Raw genomic sequence first — 17469 nt, forward strand, 5'->3', positions numbered from 1 at the left:
TTCACCCGGCCGTACGATGGAGGCTGGTCCAGTGCCGTATCGAGGAGGATGACCGCCGTGGCAGAAGAGCTCCCGGAGACCCCGGAGACTGCCGAAGAGGAGCCCGTCAAGCAGCGCAAGAACGGCCTGTACCCGGGTGTGTCCGACGAACTCGCCGAGAACATGCGCAGCGGCTGGGCCGACACGGAGCTGCACGACCTGGAGCCCGTCCCGCAGGCCGACCGGACCGCCGCCCGCCGTGCCGCGCTGTCCGCCCGCTTCCCCGGCGAGCGCCTGGTCGTCCCCGCGGGCAACCTCAAGACCCGCTCCAACGACACCGAGTACGCCTTCCGCGCCTCCGTCGAGTACGCGTACCTCACCGGCAACCAGACCGAGGACGGCGTCCTCGTCATGGAGCCCACCCCCGACGGCCACCGGGCCACGCTCTACCTGCTGCCGCGCTCCGACCGGGAGAACGGCGAGTTCTGGCTGGACGGACAGGGCGAGCTGTGGGTGGGCCGCCGCCACTCCCTCACCGAGGCCGAGAAGCTGTACGGCATCCCCGCCTCCGACGTCCGCGAGCTGGCCGGCGCGCTGCGCGAGGCCACCGGCCCGGTCCGGGTGGTGCGGGGCCACGACGCCGGGATCGAGGCGGCGCTCACCGACAAGGTCACCGCCGAGCGCGACGAGGAGCTGCGGGTCTTCCTCTCCGAGATGCGCCTGGTCAAGGACGACTTCGAGATCGGCGAGCTGCAGAAGGCCGTCGACTCCACCGTGCGCGGCTTCGAGGACGTCGTGAAGGTCCTCGACAAGGCCGAGGCTACCTCCGAGCGCTACATCGAGGGCACGTTCTTCCTGCGCGCCCGCGTGGAGGGCAACGACGTCGGCTACGGCTCCATCTGCGCGGCCGGCCCGCACGCCACCACCCTGCACTGGGTGCGCAACGACGGGCCCGTCCGCTCCGGCGACCTGCTGCTGCTCGACGCCGGCGTGGAGACGCACACCTACTACACGGCCGACGTCACGCGCACGCTGCCCATCAACGGCCGCTACAGCGAGCTGCAGAAGAAGATCTACGACGCCGTGTACGACGCCCAGGAGGCCGGCATCGCGGCGGTGAAGCCGGGCGCCAAGTACCGGGACTTCCACGACGCCGCGCAGCGGGTGCTGACCGAGCGGCTCGTCGAGTGGGGCCTGGTCGAGGGCCCGGTGGAGCGGGTCCTGGAGCTGGGCCTGCAGCGCCGCTGGACGCTGCACGGCACCGGGCACATGCTCGGCATGGACGTCCACGACTGCGCCGCCGCGCGGACCGAGACCTACGTCGACGGCACGCTGGAGCCCGGCATGGTGCTCACCGTGGAGCCGGGCCTGTACTTCCAGGCCGACGACCTGACCGTGCCCGAGGAGTACCGCGGCATCGGCGTCCGCATCGAGGACGACATCCTCGTCACCGAGGACGGCAACCGGAACCTGTCCGCCGCGCTGCCGCGCCGGTCGGACGAGGTCGAGCAGTGGATGGCCGGCCTGAAGGGCTGACACACACGGGCGCGAGGCCCCGAACGGGAGACGGCCGGGCATCAGGTGGTGCCCGGCCGTTGTGCTGCCCGCCCCATGCCCACCGGACCCCCTCCGTCGCGCCGTGCCCCGGCGCTAGACGGCGACGAGCGGGGCGTCCTCGCGCCACTTGAGGATCTTGTCGAAGCTCACCACGGCGCCACTGCGGTCCGGCTTGTTGCCGATGTGCACGTGGTCGGCGAGTTCCCGGATGAGGCAGAGGCCGCGCCCGTGTTCCGCGTCCGACGGTGCCGGGCGGGCCGGGGGGCGTGAGCGTCCGCCGGGGGCGGCCGGGAAGCCGGGCCCCGCGTCGGCCACCTCGATCCGGCACTTCTCGCCGTCGAGGTAGGCGGTCACCCGGTAGGCCTCGGATCCGCCGCCCCGGGTGCCGTCCCCGCCGTGCTCGACGGCGTTCGCGCAGGCCTCGCTGAGCGCGACGGACAGGTCGTAGGAGATGTCGGGGTCGACGCCCGCGGTCTCCATCGCGCCGAGCAGCAGGCGCCGGGCCAGGGGCACGCTCGCAGCGTCGCGCCGCAGATGGAGTGACCACCAGATGCTCATGCTCCAGCCTCCCGGCCGCGGCTCGACATACCGTTACGTATTGCCCTGAGTACCCACTCGTAAGCGCGCAGTCGACGTGATGCCGCCCATATGGCGGGTGCGCCGGGGAGCCGATCGGTGTATGCGGGACGGTGCGGGACGGGCCGTGGCGAAGGTGATCTTCCGGTCGTAGCGCATCTTGCGGACCTGCCGTACGGGGGCCGTGGGGCCAGTGCGATGATGAGGCCGCCATGACTGCCCCCCACCCGCGCACGGCGCGCACCGGACGAGGCCTCCGGGTCCTGCGGGCCGCGGTGTTCGCCGCGGTCTGTGTCGTGCTGGCCGGGGCAGGTCACACGCTCGCCGCCCACGACGCCGTCCCGCTGTGGACCCTCGTCGCGGGCTTCCTCGGCACGGCCGCCGTCGCGGTGCCGCTGGCCGGGCGCGCCCGGTCCGTCCCGGGCGTCACCGCCCTGCTGGCGCTCTGCCAGACCGTGCTGCACACGCTGTTCGGTCTCGGACAGCACGGCGCGTCCGCGGCGTCGGCCGCGGGATCCGCGTCGGCCGCGTCCGACGCCTCCCTCATCGCCCAGGCCGCGCGGCTGGTGTGCGGGACCACGGCCGCGGCCATCAGTCCCGCCGAGGCCCAGCGGATCCTCACCGACGCGCGGATCCCGCCGAGCCCGGGCGGCGGCCACACGGCACACGCCCAGGGGGACGCCGCGGCCTCCGCCGCGGGCTTCTGGGTGACGCTGCTGCCGTCCCTGCCGATGCTGCTCGGACACCTCCTCGCGGCCCTGGCCACCGGCTGGGTGCTGCGCCGGGGGGACCAGGCCCTGCTGCGGCTGGCCGAACTGTCCGCGCACGGGGTCGCCGAGGGCGCCCTCGTCCGGGCGCTCCGGGCGGCGCTCGCCCTGCGCGCCGGGCTCCCGGGGGCGCCGGAAGCGGCCCCCCGCGCGCCGCGCACCCCGCTGCCCGCGCCCCCCGTGCCCCACACCACCGCACTCCAGCACACGGTGATCCGCCGCGGTCCGCCGGCCGACGGCGCCGCCTACGCGCTCGCCGTCTGACGCGACACGACCCGATCCACCCCTCCGCGACCGTCACCGGTCCCACGGCACCCCCCGGTCTCCGGACCCGGCCCCCGGTTCTCCCGGGCCCGGTCCCGGCCCGCCCGGGCAGCCGCCGGGCCCGCGAGGCCGGTTCGCGGGTGAGGGCGGGGTGCCCGCGTGCGGCCTGCGCGCGAGCGGTCCCCGCACGTGCGCGCCGTGCCGCGTCCCCCGGGAGCACCGGCACCCGCGGCGCACGTGTCCCTCACCTCAGCGAACTGAACGAACCTCAACGAACTTCAACGAAGCGGAGTGCTTCTGCCATGAAGGCTTCCCGTCTCACCACCGTCGGCGCCGTCGCCGGCATCGCCGTGCTCGCCCTGTCCGCCCCCGCCCTCGCGCACGTCAGCGTGCAGCCCGAGGGCGAGGCGGCGAAGGGCGGCTACGCGGTCCTCAACTTCAAGGTGCCGAACGAGCGCGACAACGCCTCCACCACCAAGCTGGAGGTGACCTTCCCGGCCGAGCACCCGCTGGCGTCGGTGATGCCGCAGCCCGTCGACGGCTGGGACGTCAAGGTCACCAAGTCCAAGCTGGACAAGCCGCTGGAGATGCACGGCAAGAAGATCGACGAGGCCGTCACCAAGGTCACCTGGACCGCCGACGACGACGGCATCGAGCCGGGCTTCTTCCAGAAGTTCCCGGTGTCCGTCGGCACGCTGCCCGAGGACGCCGACGACCTCGTCTTCAAGGCCCTGCAGACGTACTCCAACAAGGAGGTCGTCCGCTGGATCGAGGTGCCGCAGGAGGGACAGGACGAGCCCGACTTCCCGGCGCCCGTGCTGACCCTGGCGGAGGCGTCCGGTGACGGCCACCACGGCGCGTCGGACGACAAGGCGGCCGACGACGCCGACACCGCCGAGAAGGCGTCCGCCGAGACCTCGGCGGCCTCCGACTCCGACGGCTCCGACACCACGGCCCGCGTGCTGGGCGTCGTCGGCATCGTGGTCGGCGCCATCGGCGTCGCCTACGGCGTACTCGCCGGGCGCAGGCGCACCACCGCCTGAGCCCGCCCCACCTGAAGGCGGCCACCGGGAGGCCCGCGGTTGCTCCGCGGCCTCCCGGTGCCCGCCGGAGCACTCACCCACCGGGACACCCACCTCATGCGCAAGAACACCCTCGCCGCGGCCGCGCTGCTCGCCGCGGCCTCCCTGACCCTGACCGCCTGCGGCGCCGCCGACGACAACGGGGACAAGCCGGTCGCCGTGGTCTCCGAGGAGACCGGAGCCGAGAAGGCGGCCACCCTCCTGGACAAGCCGTTCGAGAAGCCCGACCTCGTCCTCAAGGACACGAACGGCAAGGAGTACGACTTCCGCGAGGAGACCGCGGGCAAGCCGACGCTGATCTACTTCGGCTACACCCACTGCCCCGACGTCTGCCCGCTGACGATGAACAACATCGCCGTGGCGAAGAAGCAGCTGCCCCAGGAGCAGCAGGACCAGCTGCGCGTCGTGTTCGTCACCACCGACCCCGAACGCGACACCTCCGCCGCCCTGGGCAAGTGGCTCAAGGGCATCGACCCCCAGGTCGTGGGGCTGACCGGGGACTTCTCCACGATCCAGGCCGGCGCGCGCACCCTGGGCATCTCCATCAACCCGCCGCGCAAGGACGACCAGGGCAAGACGGTCTCCGACCACGGCACGCAGGTCATCGCGTTCTCCCCGAAGACCGACGCCGGCTACCTGCTCTACGACGACGAGGCCTCCGTCGACGACTACACGGAGGACCTGCCCCAGATCATCAAGGGTGAGGCACCGTGAGGCGCTTCGCGGGAGCCGCCCTCGCCCTGACGGGCGCGCTGGTGCTGGCCGGCTGCTCGGGCTCGGACGCGGACGGGAAGGACTCCGGCGGCACCCCGGACCTGTCGGTCGGCTCCGCCTACATGCCGCAGCCGGTGTCGGACATGGCGGCCGGCTTCCTGGTCATCACCAACAAGGGCGACGCGGCCGACCGGCTGACCTCGGTGGACAGCGACGTCGCCGCCTCGGTCACCGTGCACGAGACGGTGGACGGGTCCATGCGCGAGGTGGACGGCCTCGACATCCCGGCAGGCGGTCGCCTGGTCCTGGAGAGCGGCGGCAACCACCTGATGTTCGAGGACCTGAAGCGCGAGCCGAAGGAGGGCCAGAAGGTCTCCGTCGAGCTGCGGTTCGCCGAGTCCGACCCCGTCACCGTCGACATCCCGGTCAAGGCCGCCACCCACACGCCGAAGCACGGACACTAGGGAGAATCCCCCCGTGACCCAGACCATCGCGCCCCGCGTCCGGATCCTGGTGCTGCTGTTCCTGGCCGTCACCGGTGCGCTGCTCGCCGGGGCCTCCCCCGTCTCCGCGCACGCCGCGCTGACGGACAGCGACCCCCGGCAGGGCTCGGTGGTCGACACGGCCCCGGCCCAGGTGTCGCTCACCTTCTCCGAACCCGTCGCGATCAGTGACGACGCCCTGCGCGTGCTCGACCCCAAGGGCGAGCGCGTCGACCGGGGCGACCCGGACAACCCCGAGGGCACGACCTACACCGTGCGCCTGCACAGCGGGCTGCCCGACGGCACGTACACGGTGACGTACCAGGTCGTGTCGGCGGACAGCCACCCCGTCGCCGGTGCCTTCAGCTTCTCCATCGGCGCCCCCTCCGAGACCACGGTCTCCGTCTCCGGCCAGGGGTCCGACGACGGCGTCGTCGGCGTGCTGTACGGCATCGGGCGCTACGTGGCGTACGCCGGGTTCGTGGTGCTGGTCGGCGGTGCCGCCTTCGTCCTCGCCTGCTGGAGCCGCGGGTCCGGGGTGCGGGCGGTGCAGCGGCTGGTGGTCGGCGGGTGGCTCGCGCTCACCGCGTCCACGCTGGGCATGCTGCTCCTGCGGGGTTCCTACACCACGTCGGGGGCCGTCGGTGACGTCTTCGACCTGTCGCTGCTCGGTCAGGTGCTGCAGACGAAGACGGGTGCCGCCCTGGTCTCCCGGCTGCTGCTGCTCGCGGCGGCGGCGCTGTTCGTCGCCGTGCTGTTCGGTGCGTACGCCCGTCCGGCGGGCGCCGGCGGAAACGAGCACGACGGGGACAGCGGCGACGGCGGGGACGGCGAGAACCACCGGGACCACGGGGGCGGCGGGGGCCACGACGGCCGCGAGGGCCGCGCGGACGCGGTCGTCGGGAGCGGCGACGCGGGCGGGGGTTCCCGCGACGGGTCCGGCCCGGGCGACGACGGGGACGACCGGCAGCGGGACCTCACGTTCGGCCTCGCCATCGGCGGGACCGTGGTGGCGGCGGGGCTCGCGGCGACCTGGGCCCTGTCGGAGCACGCGTCCACCGGGATCCAGACGGGCGTCGCCATGCCCGTCGACGTGATCCACCTGCTGGCCGTCGCCGCCTGGCTCGGCGGGCTCACCACCCTCCTGGTCGCGCTCTACCGGGCGCCCGCGCGGACCCCGGTCGGACCGGAGGCGGTCCGGCGGTTCTCGAAGATCGCCTTCGGCAGCGTGGTCGCCCTGGTGCTGACCGGGATCTACCAGAGCTGGCGGCAGCTCGGCTCCTGGTCGGCGTTCACCGACACCCGGTACGGGCAGCTGCTGCTCGCCAAGATCGTGCTGGTCGCCGTGCTGGTCGGGATCGCCTACCTCTCCCGCCGGTGGACGGCACGTCTCGCGGAACCGGCGGCCTCGACGGCCCAGGTGCCGACCGCGCGCCGGGAGAAGGACGCGGAGACGGGGGCAGGGACGGGCGCGGAGACGGACGCGGAGAAGAGCGGGGGGAACGACCGGGACCAAGGCCGGGCGGAGGACCGGGACCGGGCGGAAGACCGGGCGAAGGTGCCGGTCACCGCGTCCGCCGGCACGACGGCGACGGCGACGGCGGACCCGGACGGTGACGACGGCGAGAACGGCGAGGGGGAGGCCGGCCGCGCCGACGCCGGTGACAGCGACGGCAACCGGAGCGCCGGCGACCGCGACCGCGATCGCCGCGACGGCGGGGCCGAAGCCGCGACCGGCGGCCCGGGGGACGAGCCCGGCGATGCCGGGGCTGCTGGGAATGCCGGGGCCGCCGACCCGGCCCGCCAGGCCGACGCCGCGCGGGCCGCGCAGCTGGCCCGGCAGCGGGCCGCGGTGGAACGGGCCCGGGAGAAGCGGGTGCGGGACGCCGACCCGAACCGGTTCGGGCTGCGCCGTTCGGTGCTCGCCGAGGCCGGCGTCGCCGTCGTGCTGCTCGCCGTCACCACCGTCCTCACCCAGACCGAGCCGGGCCGTACGGAGCAGGCGGCCCGGACCGCCGCCTCGGCCTCGGACGTGCCGTCGGCCGCCACCGGTCAGGGCTCCGGCGCGGTGACCCTGAACATGCCGTTCGACACCGGCTGCGCCCAGGGCAAGGGCGTCGTCACGGTCGACCTCGACCCCGCGCGGGTGGGCGACAACGCGGTGCACGTGTACGTGGAGCGCACCGACGGTACGCCGTTCGACATCCCCGAGGTGAAGATCGCCTTCACCCTCGCCGCGAAGGACGTCGGGCCGCTGCCCGTGGTCCCCGACCGCGTCTCCGCCGGACACTGGTCGGCGAGCGGGGTGCAGATCCCGTTTGCCGGAGACTGGAAGGTCGAGGTGACCGTGCGCACCTCCGACATCGACCAGGTGACCGTTTCCAAGAACGCGCAGATCGGCTGAACGACCATGCCCGACCAGTCCCTTCCCGAGACCCGTACCCCGGAGGCCCCCGAGGCGGCGAGTGCCGTGGGCGCCGCTCCGGACGGCTTCTCCCGGCGTCGTCTGCTCAGCACGGCGGGTGCCGCGGGGATCGTGTTCGGCGCGGCGGGCGGTGCCGTGGGATACGCGACGGCGCCCGCCGATGCGTCCACCCCGCTCGCCTCGGTGGGCGAACGCCGGCTGACGTTTCACGGGAAACATCAGCCCGGCATCACCGAGGGGCTCCGTGCGCGGGGCCATCTCGTCGCCTTCGACCTCGCGCCCGGGGCCGGGCGCAAGGAGGCCGCGGCGCTGCTGCGTCGCTGGTCAGAGACGGCACGCCGGCTGATGGCGGGCGAGCCCGCCGGGCGGGACGACACCGACGTGGCCCGTGACGCCGGACCCTCGTCCCTCACCGTCACCTTCGGTTTCGGGCACGGCTTCTTCGCGCGCACCGGCCTGGAGAAGCAGCGGCCGGTCGCCCTGGACCCGCTGCCGGACTTCTCCTCCGACCGGCTCGACAAGAAGCGCAGCGACGGCGACCTGTGGGTGCAGATCGCGGCCGACGACGCCCTGGTCGCCTTCCACGCGCTGCGGGCGGTGCAGAAGGACGCGGGGTCGGCGGCGCGGGTGCGCTGGCAGATGAACGGCTTCAACCGGACCCCGGGCGCCACCGCCCGCCCGATGACGGCCCGCAACCTGATGGGGCAGATCGACGGGACCCGCAACCCCAAGCCCTCCGACGCCGACTTCGACCAGCGGATCTTCGTCCCGGACAGGGGCGAGCCGGCCTGGATGGCCCACGGCTCCTACGTCGTCGTGCGCCGGATCCGCATGCTGCTCGACGACTGGGAAAAGCTGCCGCTCACCGAGCAGGAGGCGGTCATCGGGCGCCGCAAGTCGGACGGCGCGCCGCTGTCGGGCGGCACCGAAACCTCCGACATGGACCTGGAGAAGACCGACTCCCGGGGCAACCTGGTCGTCCCCTTCAACGCCCACGCGCGCATCACCCGCCCCGACCAGAACGGCGGCGCGGCGATGCTCCGTCGCCCGTTCTCGTACCACGACGGCATCGACGCCGACGGGGTACCGGACGCGGGGCTGCTGTTCATCTGCTGGCAGGCGGACCCGTTGCGCGGCTTCGTGCCCGTGCAGCGCAAGCTCGACCGGGGCGACGCCCTGACCCCCTTCGTCCGGCACGAGGCGAGCGGGCTGTACGCGGTGCCGGGCGGCGCGGCGGAGGGAGAGTACGTGGGTCAGCGGCTCCTGGAGGGGTGAAGCCCCCGCCGTCACTCCGCGGTGGCGCTTCCGGGGAGCGCGCGGGTGCGGGCCCATTAGGGTGAAGGCATGCCAGCGAGCTACGCGTACCTCGGCCCCGAGGGCACCTTCACCGAAGTCGCCCTGCGCACCCTGCCGGAGACGGCCACCCGGGAGCTCGTCCCGTACGTGTCCGTGCAGTCCGCGCTCGACGCCGTACGGTCGGGCGAGGCGGAGGCCGCGTTCGTGCCGATCGAGAACTCGGTCGAGGGCGGGATCACCACCACCCTCGACGAACTGGTCGCGGGCAGCCCGCTGATGATCTACCGCGAGGTGCTGCTGTCGATCACCTTCGCCCTGCTGGTCCGTCCCGGCACGAAGATGTCGGACATCAAGACGGTCACGGCGCATCCGGCGGCCCAGCCGCAGGTCCGCAACTGGATGAAGACGCACCTGCCGGACGTGCACTGGGAGTCGGCCGCCTCGAACGCGGACGGCGCGCGGCTGGTCCAGGAGGGGCGGTACGACGCCGCCTTCGCCGGGGAGTTCGCCGCCGCCCGGTACGGGCTCGTGCCCCTGGAGACCGGGATCCACGACGCGGAGAACGCCCAGACCCGGTTCGTGCTGGTGGGCCGCCCGGCCCGGCCGGCGGCGCCGACCGGGGCCGACAAGACGTCCGTGGTGCTGTGGCAGCGCGACGACCATCCCGGTGGGCTGCGCGACCTGCTGGGAGAGTTCGCCACGCGCGGCATCAACCTGATGCTGCTGCAGTCCCGGCCGACCGGAGCGGGCATCGGCAACTACTGCTTCTGCATCGACGCCGAGGGGCACATCTCCGACCGCCGGGTCGCCGATGCCCTGATGGGTCTCAAGCGGATCTGCCTCCAGGTGCGCTTCCTCGGTTCCTATCCCCGTGCCGACGACGGTCCGCAAGCGGGGCGGCCGACCCTGCCGGGGACCTCGGACGAGGAGTTCGCGGCGGCGGCGGACTGGGTGGCGCGCTGCCAGGACGGCCGTTTCTGACCCCGGTCGGGCGGTCTCACCCTCGTCGGGCGGCCTGACCCGGTCGAGCGGTCGGATCCCGGTCGAGCGGTCGGGGTGCGTGGGTCCGTCGGCCCAGTGCGTCCGACGGGTCTGAGGGATCAGATGGGTCTGAGGGGTCCGATGAGTCCGATGGGCCCGTCCGACGGGTCTGTTGGGTCCGTCCGACGGGTCTGTTGGGTCCGTGAGTTCGGTGCGTCCGGCGGGCCGGACGCACCGACGGGTTGGTGGCTCAGCTGCGTCCGGTGCGCTGCGGGCGTCCGGCCGTGGGCCGGGGTGCCTCACTCACGGGCCGACCGGGACCGGTCCGACCTGCTGATTTTCGCCATCCACAGAAGTTATCCACAGGTCCGCTTCTCGATCTGGGGACAAGTCGACACCAAGGGGTCACACGGTCGACAAATCGCCCATCGCACCATGATCACCCCCACTCCTCGACCTCTCACCCCTCGTCCACGCTTTTCCCTCGATCAACCCTTCAGGGTGATGCCTTTCCCCTCGAAAGTGGGGATAAAAGGAGGTCGCCCCGGGAATCCTCGACGTCGACCGAGCCTTTCGGAGTGATCAATTCCGATGTCCACAGATCTTCCCCACAGCCTGTGGAAAACTTTTCGGGCACTGGGGATCGCTGTGGACAACCAATCCTCAAGTCCCGTACTCCGCAAGGGAATCCAGTCAACCACCACCTGCGCCGCTCCCCCGTTCCAGGGATGCGGCCCTCCGAATTGACCTCCGGAACACTCCGCGCAATTACCCCGTAACGTCATGTATGGGATCCCGGCCGCAATAGTGGGTCGTGGCCCGCGACCGCACACCGGTAGCCTTGACCGCGTGATTGACCTTCGCCTGCTCCGTGAGGACCCCGACCGTGTGCGTGCGTCGCAGCGCGCCCGTGGAGAGGACGTCGCGCTCGTCGACTCCCTCCTGTCCGCCGACGAACGGCGCAGGTCGTCCGGCGTCCGCTTCGACGAGCTGCGCGCCGAACAGAAGGCGCTCGGCAAGCTGATCCCGAAGGCGTCCGGCGACGAGAAGGCCGAGCTGCTGCAGAAGGCCGGCCGGCTCGCCGCCGACGTGAAGGCCGCCGACGCCGAACGCGACGCGGCCGACGCCGAGACCCAGGAACTGCTGCTCCGACTGAGCAACCTCGTCCACCCCGACGTGCCCGTCGGCGGCGAGGAGGACTTCGTCACGCTGGAGACGCACGGCACCGCCCGCGACTTCGCCGCCGAGGGCTTCGAGCCCAGGGACCACCTGGAGCTCGGCCAGATCCTCGGCGCCATCGACGTCGAGCGCGGGGCGAAGGTCTCCGGCTCCCGCTTCTACTTCCTGACCGGTGTCGGCGCCCTGCTGGAGCTGGCACTGGTGAACGCGGCGATCGCCCAGGCCACCGCCGCGGGCTTCACCCCGATGCTGACCCCGGCCCTGGTGCGCCCCGAGTCCATGGCGGGCACCGGTTTCCTCGGCCAGGCCGCGCAGGACGTCTACCACCTCGAGAAGGACGACCTCTACCTGGTCGGCACGTCCGAGGTGCCGCTGGCGGCCTACCACATGAACGAGATCATCGAGGCGGACCGTCTGCCGCTGCGCTACGCGGGCTTCTCGCCCTGCTTCCGCCGGGAGGCCGGCTCGCACGGCAAGGACACGCGCGGCATCTTCCGCGTGCACCAGTTCGACAAGGTCGAGATGTTCTCGTACGTGGCCCCCGAGGACGCGCAGGCGGAGCACCGGCGGCTGCTGGAGTGGGAGAAGCAGTGGCTGACGTCGCTGGAACTGCCGTTCCGCGTGATCGACGTCGCCTCGGCCGACCTCGGCTCCTCGGCGGCGCGCAAGTACGACTGCGAGGCCTGGATCCCCACCCAGGGCAAGTACCGCGAGCTGACCTCCACCTCGGACTGCACCGAGTTCCAGTCCCGGCGGCTGCAGATCCGGATGCGCGAGGACAAGAAGGTGCGCCCGCTCGCCACGCTCAACGGCACCCTGTGCGCCGTGCCGCGCACCATCGTGGCGATCCTGGAGAACCACCAGCAGGCCGACGGATCGGTGCGCGTGCCCGAGGTGCTGCGTCCCTACCTGGGCGGCCGTGAACTGCTGGAGCCGATCACCAAGTGAGTACCGCACCGCCGCCCTTCCCGTACCGGCTCGTCGCGACCGACCTGGACGGAACGCTGCTGCGTGACGACCACTCGGTGTCGCAGCGCACCCGGGACGCCCTCGCCGCGGCCACCGCGGCCGGCGCCGCCCACATCGTCGTCACCGGTCGCGCGGTGCCCTGGACCATGCCGATCCTCGACGACCTCGGGTACCAGGGCCTCGCGGTGTGCGGGCAGGGCGCGCAGGTGTACCACGCGGGCGAGCACCGGCTGCTGACGTCGGTCACGCTGGACCGGCAGCTGGCCGGCGTCGCGCTGGCCAAGATCGAGGCGGAGACCGGCCCGCTGCACCTGGCGGCGAGCCGCGACGGGCTGGACGGCGAGGTGCTGGTGGGGCCCGGTTACGAGGTCGTGGGCGGGCTGCCCGCCACCCCGTTCACCGACGCGTCCGACCTGTGGACGGCACCCCTGAACAAGCTGTACATCCAGCACCCGTCGCTCACCTCGGACGAACTCGCCGACGTCGCCCGGCGCACCGCGGGCGGCTTCGTCACCGTCACCATGGCGGGCGAGGGCATCGTCGAGCTGCTCCCGCTCGGACTGTCCAAGGCCACGGGGCTGTCGCTCGCCGCCCGCAGGCTGGGCGTCAAGGCCGCCGAGACCATCGCGTTCGGCGACATGCCGAACGACGTCCCGATGTTCGCCTGGGCCACCCACGGCGTGGCCATGGCCAACGCTCACGCGGAGCTGCGGGCGGTGGCCGACGAGGTGACGGCCTCCAACGAGGAGGACGGCATCGCCCTCGTCGTGGAGCGCCTGCTGGCCTGACGTACGGCGCGGGGACCGGGACCGCCTGCGACCTGCGCCGGAACCGGCACGGAGGCCGCCGGTGCCGGGCCTCAGGGACCCGGCGCCCCGCTGTCCCGGCGTCCCGGCGTCCCGGCGTCCGGATGCACGGATCGAACGTGCGCGGGCTCGCGCCCGACCGCGGTCCGCCCGCGCCCGGAACGGTGCTTCCGGACCCCCGTGCGAACCGGTGCCGTGCCTCTCGTCCCGTCCTCCGGGTGGGCGGCCCACGCGCTGTGCGGGCGCGTGCTCGAAGCGGCCGCCCCGGGCAGCTCCCGCGTGGGGGCGGACTCGACGGAGCGCTGGAACCGCTTCCGGAGCCCGCCGCGGGCTGCCCCGAAGGGAGCCGGACCGGCCGCCGTGCAGGCGTCGTCCCGCTCCTCTCCCGGACCATGACACCGGACCTTCCCGGCGTTGCGGACACCCCCACTGTGCCCCGCCGGACTGCACGGACGCCACCGAGTAAAGGGCGGGCGGACCGGGCGGGCCAGCGGCCCGGAGCGAGGCCCGGGCGGACGCAGCCAGGACGGAACGCGCCCGGGCGGCACCGGGAACGCACGCGGCGGGCGGCGCGTCCGGCGTCTGCCGGGACGTCACCGCCCGCCGTCGCGGACCGGTCAGGGATGGCCGCCGTCCCGGACGGTCACTCCTCCCCGGCCAGGGTCAGCGCGCGCAGCTTCTGCCCCGCGTACCAGGTGGCCAGCACCGTCACCACGACCAGCAGGACGGTCGCCGTCGTCAGACCGACGTCCGAGGTGACCAGCGTGCCGTCGTCGACCCGCTCGGCGACGGCCAGCGCCCACTGCTGGACGCTCAGGGTGCGCGCCCCGGACACCAGGGAGCCGAACAGCGCCTCCCAGACCAGCGCGTACACCAGCCCGAACACCACGGCGTGCCGCGAGACCGTGCCCAGCAGCAGGAAGATCGCCGCGTAGGCGATGGAGGCGACCAGCGCCGCGACCGTGTAGGCGACGGCGATCTGCTGCCCGTTGCCGTTGAGGATGAAGCCGGCGATCAGCGTCGGCACGGCCGAGAAGACCATGGTGACGGCGATCGCGACGATCAGCTTGGTGAAGATGATGGTGGGCCGCTTGATCGGCTTGGACAGCAGGTACACCACCGAGCCGTCGTCGATCTCCGGACCGATGGCGCCGGTGCCCGCGATGACGCCGATGATCGGCACCATGGTGGCGAGCGCGAGCCCGCCGAGCACGTCGGCGGCCGTCTGGTCGTCCACGCCGGCGAGTGCGCGCACCGCCACGGAGATCACGATCAGCAGCAGGGGCAGCGCGCCGAGGATGAGGGCCCGGCGCCGGCCGAGCAGGGCCCGATAGGTGAGCCGGGCGACAGTGGGGTCGTACATCAGGGCCTCCTACGCCGCGACCAGGTACGAGAACACGGACTCGAGGGACTCGTCCGACGGCGAGACCGTGAGCAGGCGGATGCCCCGCTCCTTGGCGACCCGGGGCAGCAGGGCCGTGAACCGGCCGAAGTCGACGGCCTGGATGAGCAGAGCGCCCTCGCCGTGGTCGACCTCGATGCCGGACGTCGACGGGTCGGCGATCAGCGCGGCGGCGAGCGCCCGGTCGTCGCTGGAGCGCACGAGGTAGCGGTGCGGCCGGTCCGTCATCAGGCGCCGGATCTTGCGGAAGTCGCCGCTGGCGGCGTGCCGCCCGGCGACGACGACCTCGATGTGCCAGGCGAGCTGCTCGACCTCCTCGAGGATGTGGGAGGAGAACAGCACCGTGCGGCCCTCGTCGCCCATCCGCCGGAGCAGGTCCATCAGCTGCATCCGCTGGCGCGGGTCCATGCCGTTGAAGGGCTCGTCCAGCAGGAGCAGGGACGGCTCGTGCACCAGGGCGGAGGCCATCTTCACGCGCTGCCGCATGCCCTTGGAGTACGTGGCGATCTTGCGGTCCTGCGCGTACTCCATCTCGACCGTGGCGAGCGCCTTCTGCGCGGCCCGGGCGCCCAGGCCGTGCAGCTCCGCGTTGGCGAGGACGAACTCGCGGCCGGTGAGGAAGTCGTACATCGCCTCGCGCTCGGGCACGACGCCGATGTGCCGGTAGATCTGCTCGTTGCGCCACACCTGCTGCCCGTCGAGGGTGACGGTGCCGGTGGAGGGGGCCAGGAAGCCGCCCATCATGTTGATGAGGGTGGACTTCCCCGCGCCGTTGGGGCCGAGCAGACCGGTGACGCCCGGGCCGATGGTCATGGTGACGTCGTTGACGGCGACCACGTTGCCGAACCAGCGGGAGACGTGGTCGATGGAAAGAGTGCTCATGAGCGCAGCCCATTCCTTGGAAGCGTGGTGGCGGGTGACGGGCTGGGCGGGGTCACGTTCCCACCTTCTTGTAGCGGCGCACCAGGAGGCCGTAGCAGCCGGCGATCAGCCCCAGCGCGACCAGGACGTACACCACGCCCTCGGCGGTGCCGGGTCCGGTGCCGCCCGGGAAGGTGGACGTGGCGCCCAGGAAGGCGGACTGCACGCCGTCGAGGACGGTGATGGGGGAGAACAGGCCGATCCAGGCCACGGTGGCGCTGCCGCTGCCCTGGTAGTCGGCGATCGCCTGGAGCGTGGAGACGGCGCCGTAGGAGATGGTCAGGACGGCGATCACGGCGGCGATGCCGAAGCCGCGGCGCGGGGTGACCGAGGCGATGACCAGGCCGATGCCGGCGAAGAGCAGCGAGAGCAGTGCCACGGAGACGAGTCCCTGCGCGAATCCCTTGGTCTGGTCGGCGAAGTCGAGTTTGGCGAGCAGCGCGCCGATGTACAGCACCAGCAGCGGGGCCGCGGTGAGGATGAACAGCGCGGACGCGAGCGCCGCGTACTTGGCGCGCACGTAGTCGGACGTCTCGATCGGCCGGGAGAAGTACAGCGGCACGGTCTTGAAGCGCAGGTCGCGCGAGACGGACTGGGGTGCCTGCGAGGCGACGTACAGGCTGATGACGGCCTGCATGATGATCGCGTAGCGGGTGTACTCGACGGGCAGGTCGTTGGCCTTGGTGGTGACGGCGACGGCGACCATGATGGCGGCCGGCACGCACATCACCACGAACAGCAGCATCGGCAGCACCTTGGACTTCACCGACCGGCCGAGGCCGTAGGAGCCGCGCAGCGACTGCGAGTACAGCGACAGCCTCGCGTACGCGCGGCCGAGCCGGGGGCCGTCGTAGGAGCGGTAGCCGATGTTGTGGATACGGGTGTCACCCGATCCGGTGGCGGGTGTGCCCACGGACTGCTCAGCTGCCATGACCGACCGCCTCCTTCCGCGTCTCGTCGCTGCTCTGGAAGACCTCGGCGATGTGGTGGCGGCGCTGCTCCATGCGCACCAGGCCGAGACCGAGGTCGGCGATGACGTCGCGGACCAGGTCGTACGTCTCCTCGCCCCGCGCGGTGAGCAGCAGCACGTGTCCGGCGCCCGGCAGTCCGCTGCCGTCCTGGACGGTCACCCCGCGGGCGTGCAGGGCGTCCCGGACCGCGCGGGTGCCGTCCGGGTGCTCGTCGGTGTCGGTGACCTCGATGGCGAGGGTCGTGGTGCTCTGCGTGAAGTCCCGCGTGGAGCTGGAGCGCAGCAGCCGGCCGCCGTCCACGATGACGACGTGGTCGCAGGTGCGTTCCAGCTCGCCGAGCAGGTGCGAGGTGACCAGGACCGAGATGCCGAAGTCGGTGTGGATGCGGCGGATCAGGCCGAGCATCTCGTCGCGGCCGACCGGGTCGAGGCCGTTGGTCGGCTCGTCGAGGAAGACCAGCTGCGGGTCGTGCACCAGGGCCTGCGCGAGCTTCACCCGCTGCTTCATGCCGGTCGAGTAGCCGCCCATGGGGCGGTACCGCTCCTCGTAGAGGCCGACGTGGCGCAGGGTGTCCGCGGTGCGTTCCCGGGCGGCGGTCGCCGGCAGCCCCGACATGCGGGCCATGTGGACCACGAACTCGGTCGCCGAGACGTCCGGCGGCAGGCAGTCGTGCTCCGGCATGTAGCCGACCCGCTCACGGATGGCGGACCCCTCGGTGGCGACGTCGAGGCCGAGCACTTCGGCGCGGCCCTCCGTGGCGGGGGACAGACCCAGCAGGATCTTGATCAGTGTGGACTTGCCGGCCCCGTTGGATCCGACGAGTCCGGTCACACCGGGCCCGACGTCCACGGAGAGCCGGTCAAGCGCGGTCACCCGGGGGAACCGCTTGCTCAGGCTTTCGGTCGCGATCACAGTCACGACGTAGACGGTAGTGACCCGCGGCACCCCGGTCGTCAGACCCCAGAGCCGTCTTGGTGTCCCCCTGGAGTCGTACGGGCCCGTAGGGGAAGCCCTGCCTGAGGCCCATACGGCGGCCCGGCGCGGCCCCACGGGCGGCACGGGGGAGGCCGGGAAGCGCTGTTGACGGATGTTCTGACG

At 72.6% G+C, this 17469-nt stretch carries 15 protein-coding genes; 10 read left to right on the forward strand and 5 right to left on the reverse strand.

Annotated elements, in window-relative coordinates; genetic code table 11:
• Window positions 1-48: 48 nt before the first annotated feature.
• Window positions 49-1515 carry an aminopeptidase P family protein gene (locus AC02VZ_RS10470; protein ID WP_432056562.1) on the forward strand — a complete coding sequence of 489 codons (1467 nt, stop codon included), beginning with the start codon at window positions 49-51 and terminating at the stop codon, window positions 1513-1515.
• A 114-nt stretch (window positions 1516-1629) separates the two neighbouring features.
• On the opposite strand, the gene AC02VZ_RS10475 is transcribed toward AC02VZ_RS10470, so the two are convergent.
• Window positions 1630-2094, reverse strand: a complete 465-nt coding sequence (locus tag AC02VZ_RS10475; RefSeq protein WP_432056561.1) for an ATP-binding protein — start codon at window positions 2092-2094, stop codon at window positions 1630-1632.
• Between the two features lie 230 nt (window positions 2095-2324).
• On the opposite strand from AC02VZ_RS10475, the gene AC02VZ_RS10480 reads away from it, so the two are divergent.
• The 9 genes from AC02VZ_RS10480 (at window position 2325) to AC02VZ_RS10520 (ending at window position 13059) form a co-directional block, all read left to right on the forward strand.
• Window positions 2325-3143 (forward strand): hypothetical protein, encoded by an 819-nt coding sequence (locus tag AC02VZ_RS10480; protein WP_432056560.1) that lies wholly within the window; start codon window positions 2325-2327, stop codon window positions 3141-3143.
• A gap of 302 nt (window positions 3144-3445) precedes the next feature.
• Entirely contained in the window at window positions 3446-4186 is a 741-nt protein-coding gene (locus tag AC02VZ_RS10485; RefSeq protein WP_432056559.1) for a YcnI family copper-binding membrane protein, read from the forward strand.
• 96 nt (window positions 4187-4282) lie between these two features.
• Window positions 4283-4939 (forward strand): SCO family protein, encoded by a 657-nt coding sequence (locus AC02VZ_RS10490; protein ID WP_432056558.1) that lies wholly within the window; start codon window positions 4283-4285, stop codon window positions 4937-4939.
• The gene (locus AC02VZ_RS10495; protein WP_432056557.1) at window positions 4936-5403 is read left to right on the forward strand and encodes a copper chaperone PCu(A)C; all 468 of its coding nucleotides are present in this window, start codon (window positions 4936-4938) and stop codon (window positions 5401-5403) included. Before AC02VZ_RS10490 ends, AC02VZ_RS10495 begins: the two co-directional genes overlap by 4 nt.
• Before the next feature lie 13 nt (window positions 5404-5416).
• Window positions 5417-7825 carry a copper resistance CopC/CopD family protein gene (locus AC02VZ_RS10500; RefSeq protein ID WP_476475221.1) on the forward strand — a complete coding sequence of 803 codons (2409 nt, stop codon included), beginning with the start codon at window positions 5417-5419 and terminating at the stop codon, window positions 7823-7825.
• A gap of 6 nt (window positions 7826-7831) precedes the next feature.
• A complete protein-coding gene (gene efeB / locus AC02VZ_RS10505) occupies window positions 7832-9121 on the forward strand; it encodes an iron uptake transporter deferrochelatase/peroxidase subunit (RefSeq protein ID WP_476475222.1) in 1290 nt (429 codons plus the stop codon).
• 69 nt (window positions 9122-9190) lie between these two features.
• On the forward strand, window positions 9191-10123 hold the full coding sequence (pheA, locus tag AC02VZ_RS10510; protein WP_432056554.1) for a prephenate dehydratase: 933 nt from the start codon (window positions 9191-9193) through the stop codon (window positions 10121-10123).
• Between the two features lie 849 nt (window positions 10124-10972).
• Window positions 10973-12250, forward strand: a complete 1278-nt coding sequence (gene serS, locus AC02VZ_RS10515; RefSeq protein ID WP_432056553.1) for a serine--tRNA ligase — start codon at window positions 10973-10975, stop codon at window positions 12248-12250.
• Window positions 12247-13059 carry an HAD family hydrolase gene (locus AC02VZ_RS10520; protein WP_432056552.1) on the forward strand — a complete coding sequence of 271 codons (813 nt, stop codon included), beginning with the start codon at window positions 12247-12249 and terminating at the stop codon, window positions 13057-13059. The genes serS and AC02VZ_RS10520 overlap by 4 nt, the downstream gene beginning before the upstream one ends.
• A gap of 661 nt (window positions 13060-13720) precedes the next feature.
• Here AC02VZ_RS10520 and AC02VZ_RS10525 read toward each other — a convergent pair.
• Genes AC02VZ_RS10525 through AC02VZ_RS10540 form a run of 4 tightly spaced genes read right to left on the reverse strand, consistent with a single transcriptional unit; the run spans window position 13721 to window position 17283 of the window.
• Window positions 13721-14440, reverse strand: coding sequence for an ABC transporter permease subunit (locus AC02VZ_RS10525; RefSeq protein WP_432056551.1), 720 nt, complete (start codon window positions 14438-14440; stop codon window positions 13721-13723).
• A 9-nt stretch (window positions 14441-14449) separates the two neighbouring features.
• On the reverse strand, window positions 14450-15361 hold the full coding sequence (locus AC02VZ_RS10530; protein WP_432056550.1) for an ABC transporter ATP-binding protein: 912 nt from the start codon (window positions 15359-15361) through the stop codon (window positions 14450-14452).
• A 52-nt stretch (window positions 15362-15413) separates the two neighbouring features.
• Entirely contained in the window at window positions 15414-16331 is a 918-nt protein-coding gene (locus AC02VZ_RS10535; RefSeq protein WP_432056549.1) for an ABC transporter permease, read from the reverse strand.
• Window positions 16321-17283: an ABC transporter ATP-binding protein gene (locus AC02VZ_RS10540; protein ID WP_476475298.1), complete on the reverse strand. Its 963-nt coding sequence runs from the start codon at window positions 17281-17283 to the stop codon at window positions 16321-16323. The genes AC02VZ_RS10535 and AC02VZ_RS10540 overlap by 11 nt, the downstream gene beginning before the upstream one ends.
• Window positions 17284-17469 lie beyond the last annotated feature (186 nt).

The sequence above is a fragment of the Streptomyces sp. 3-6 genome (assembly GCF_056323165.1).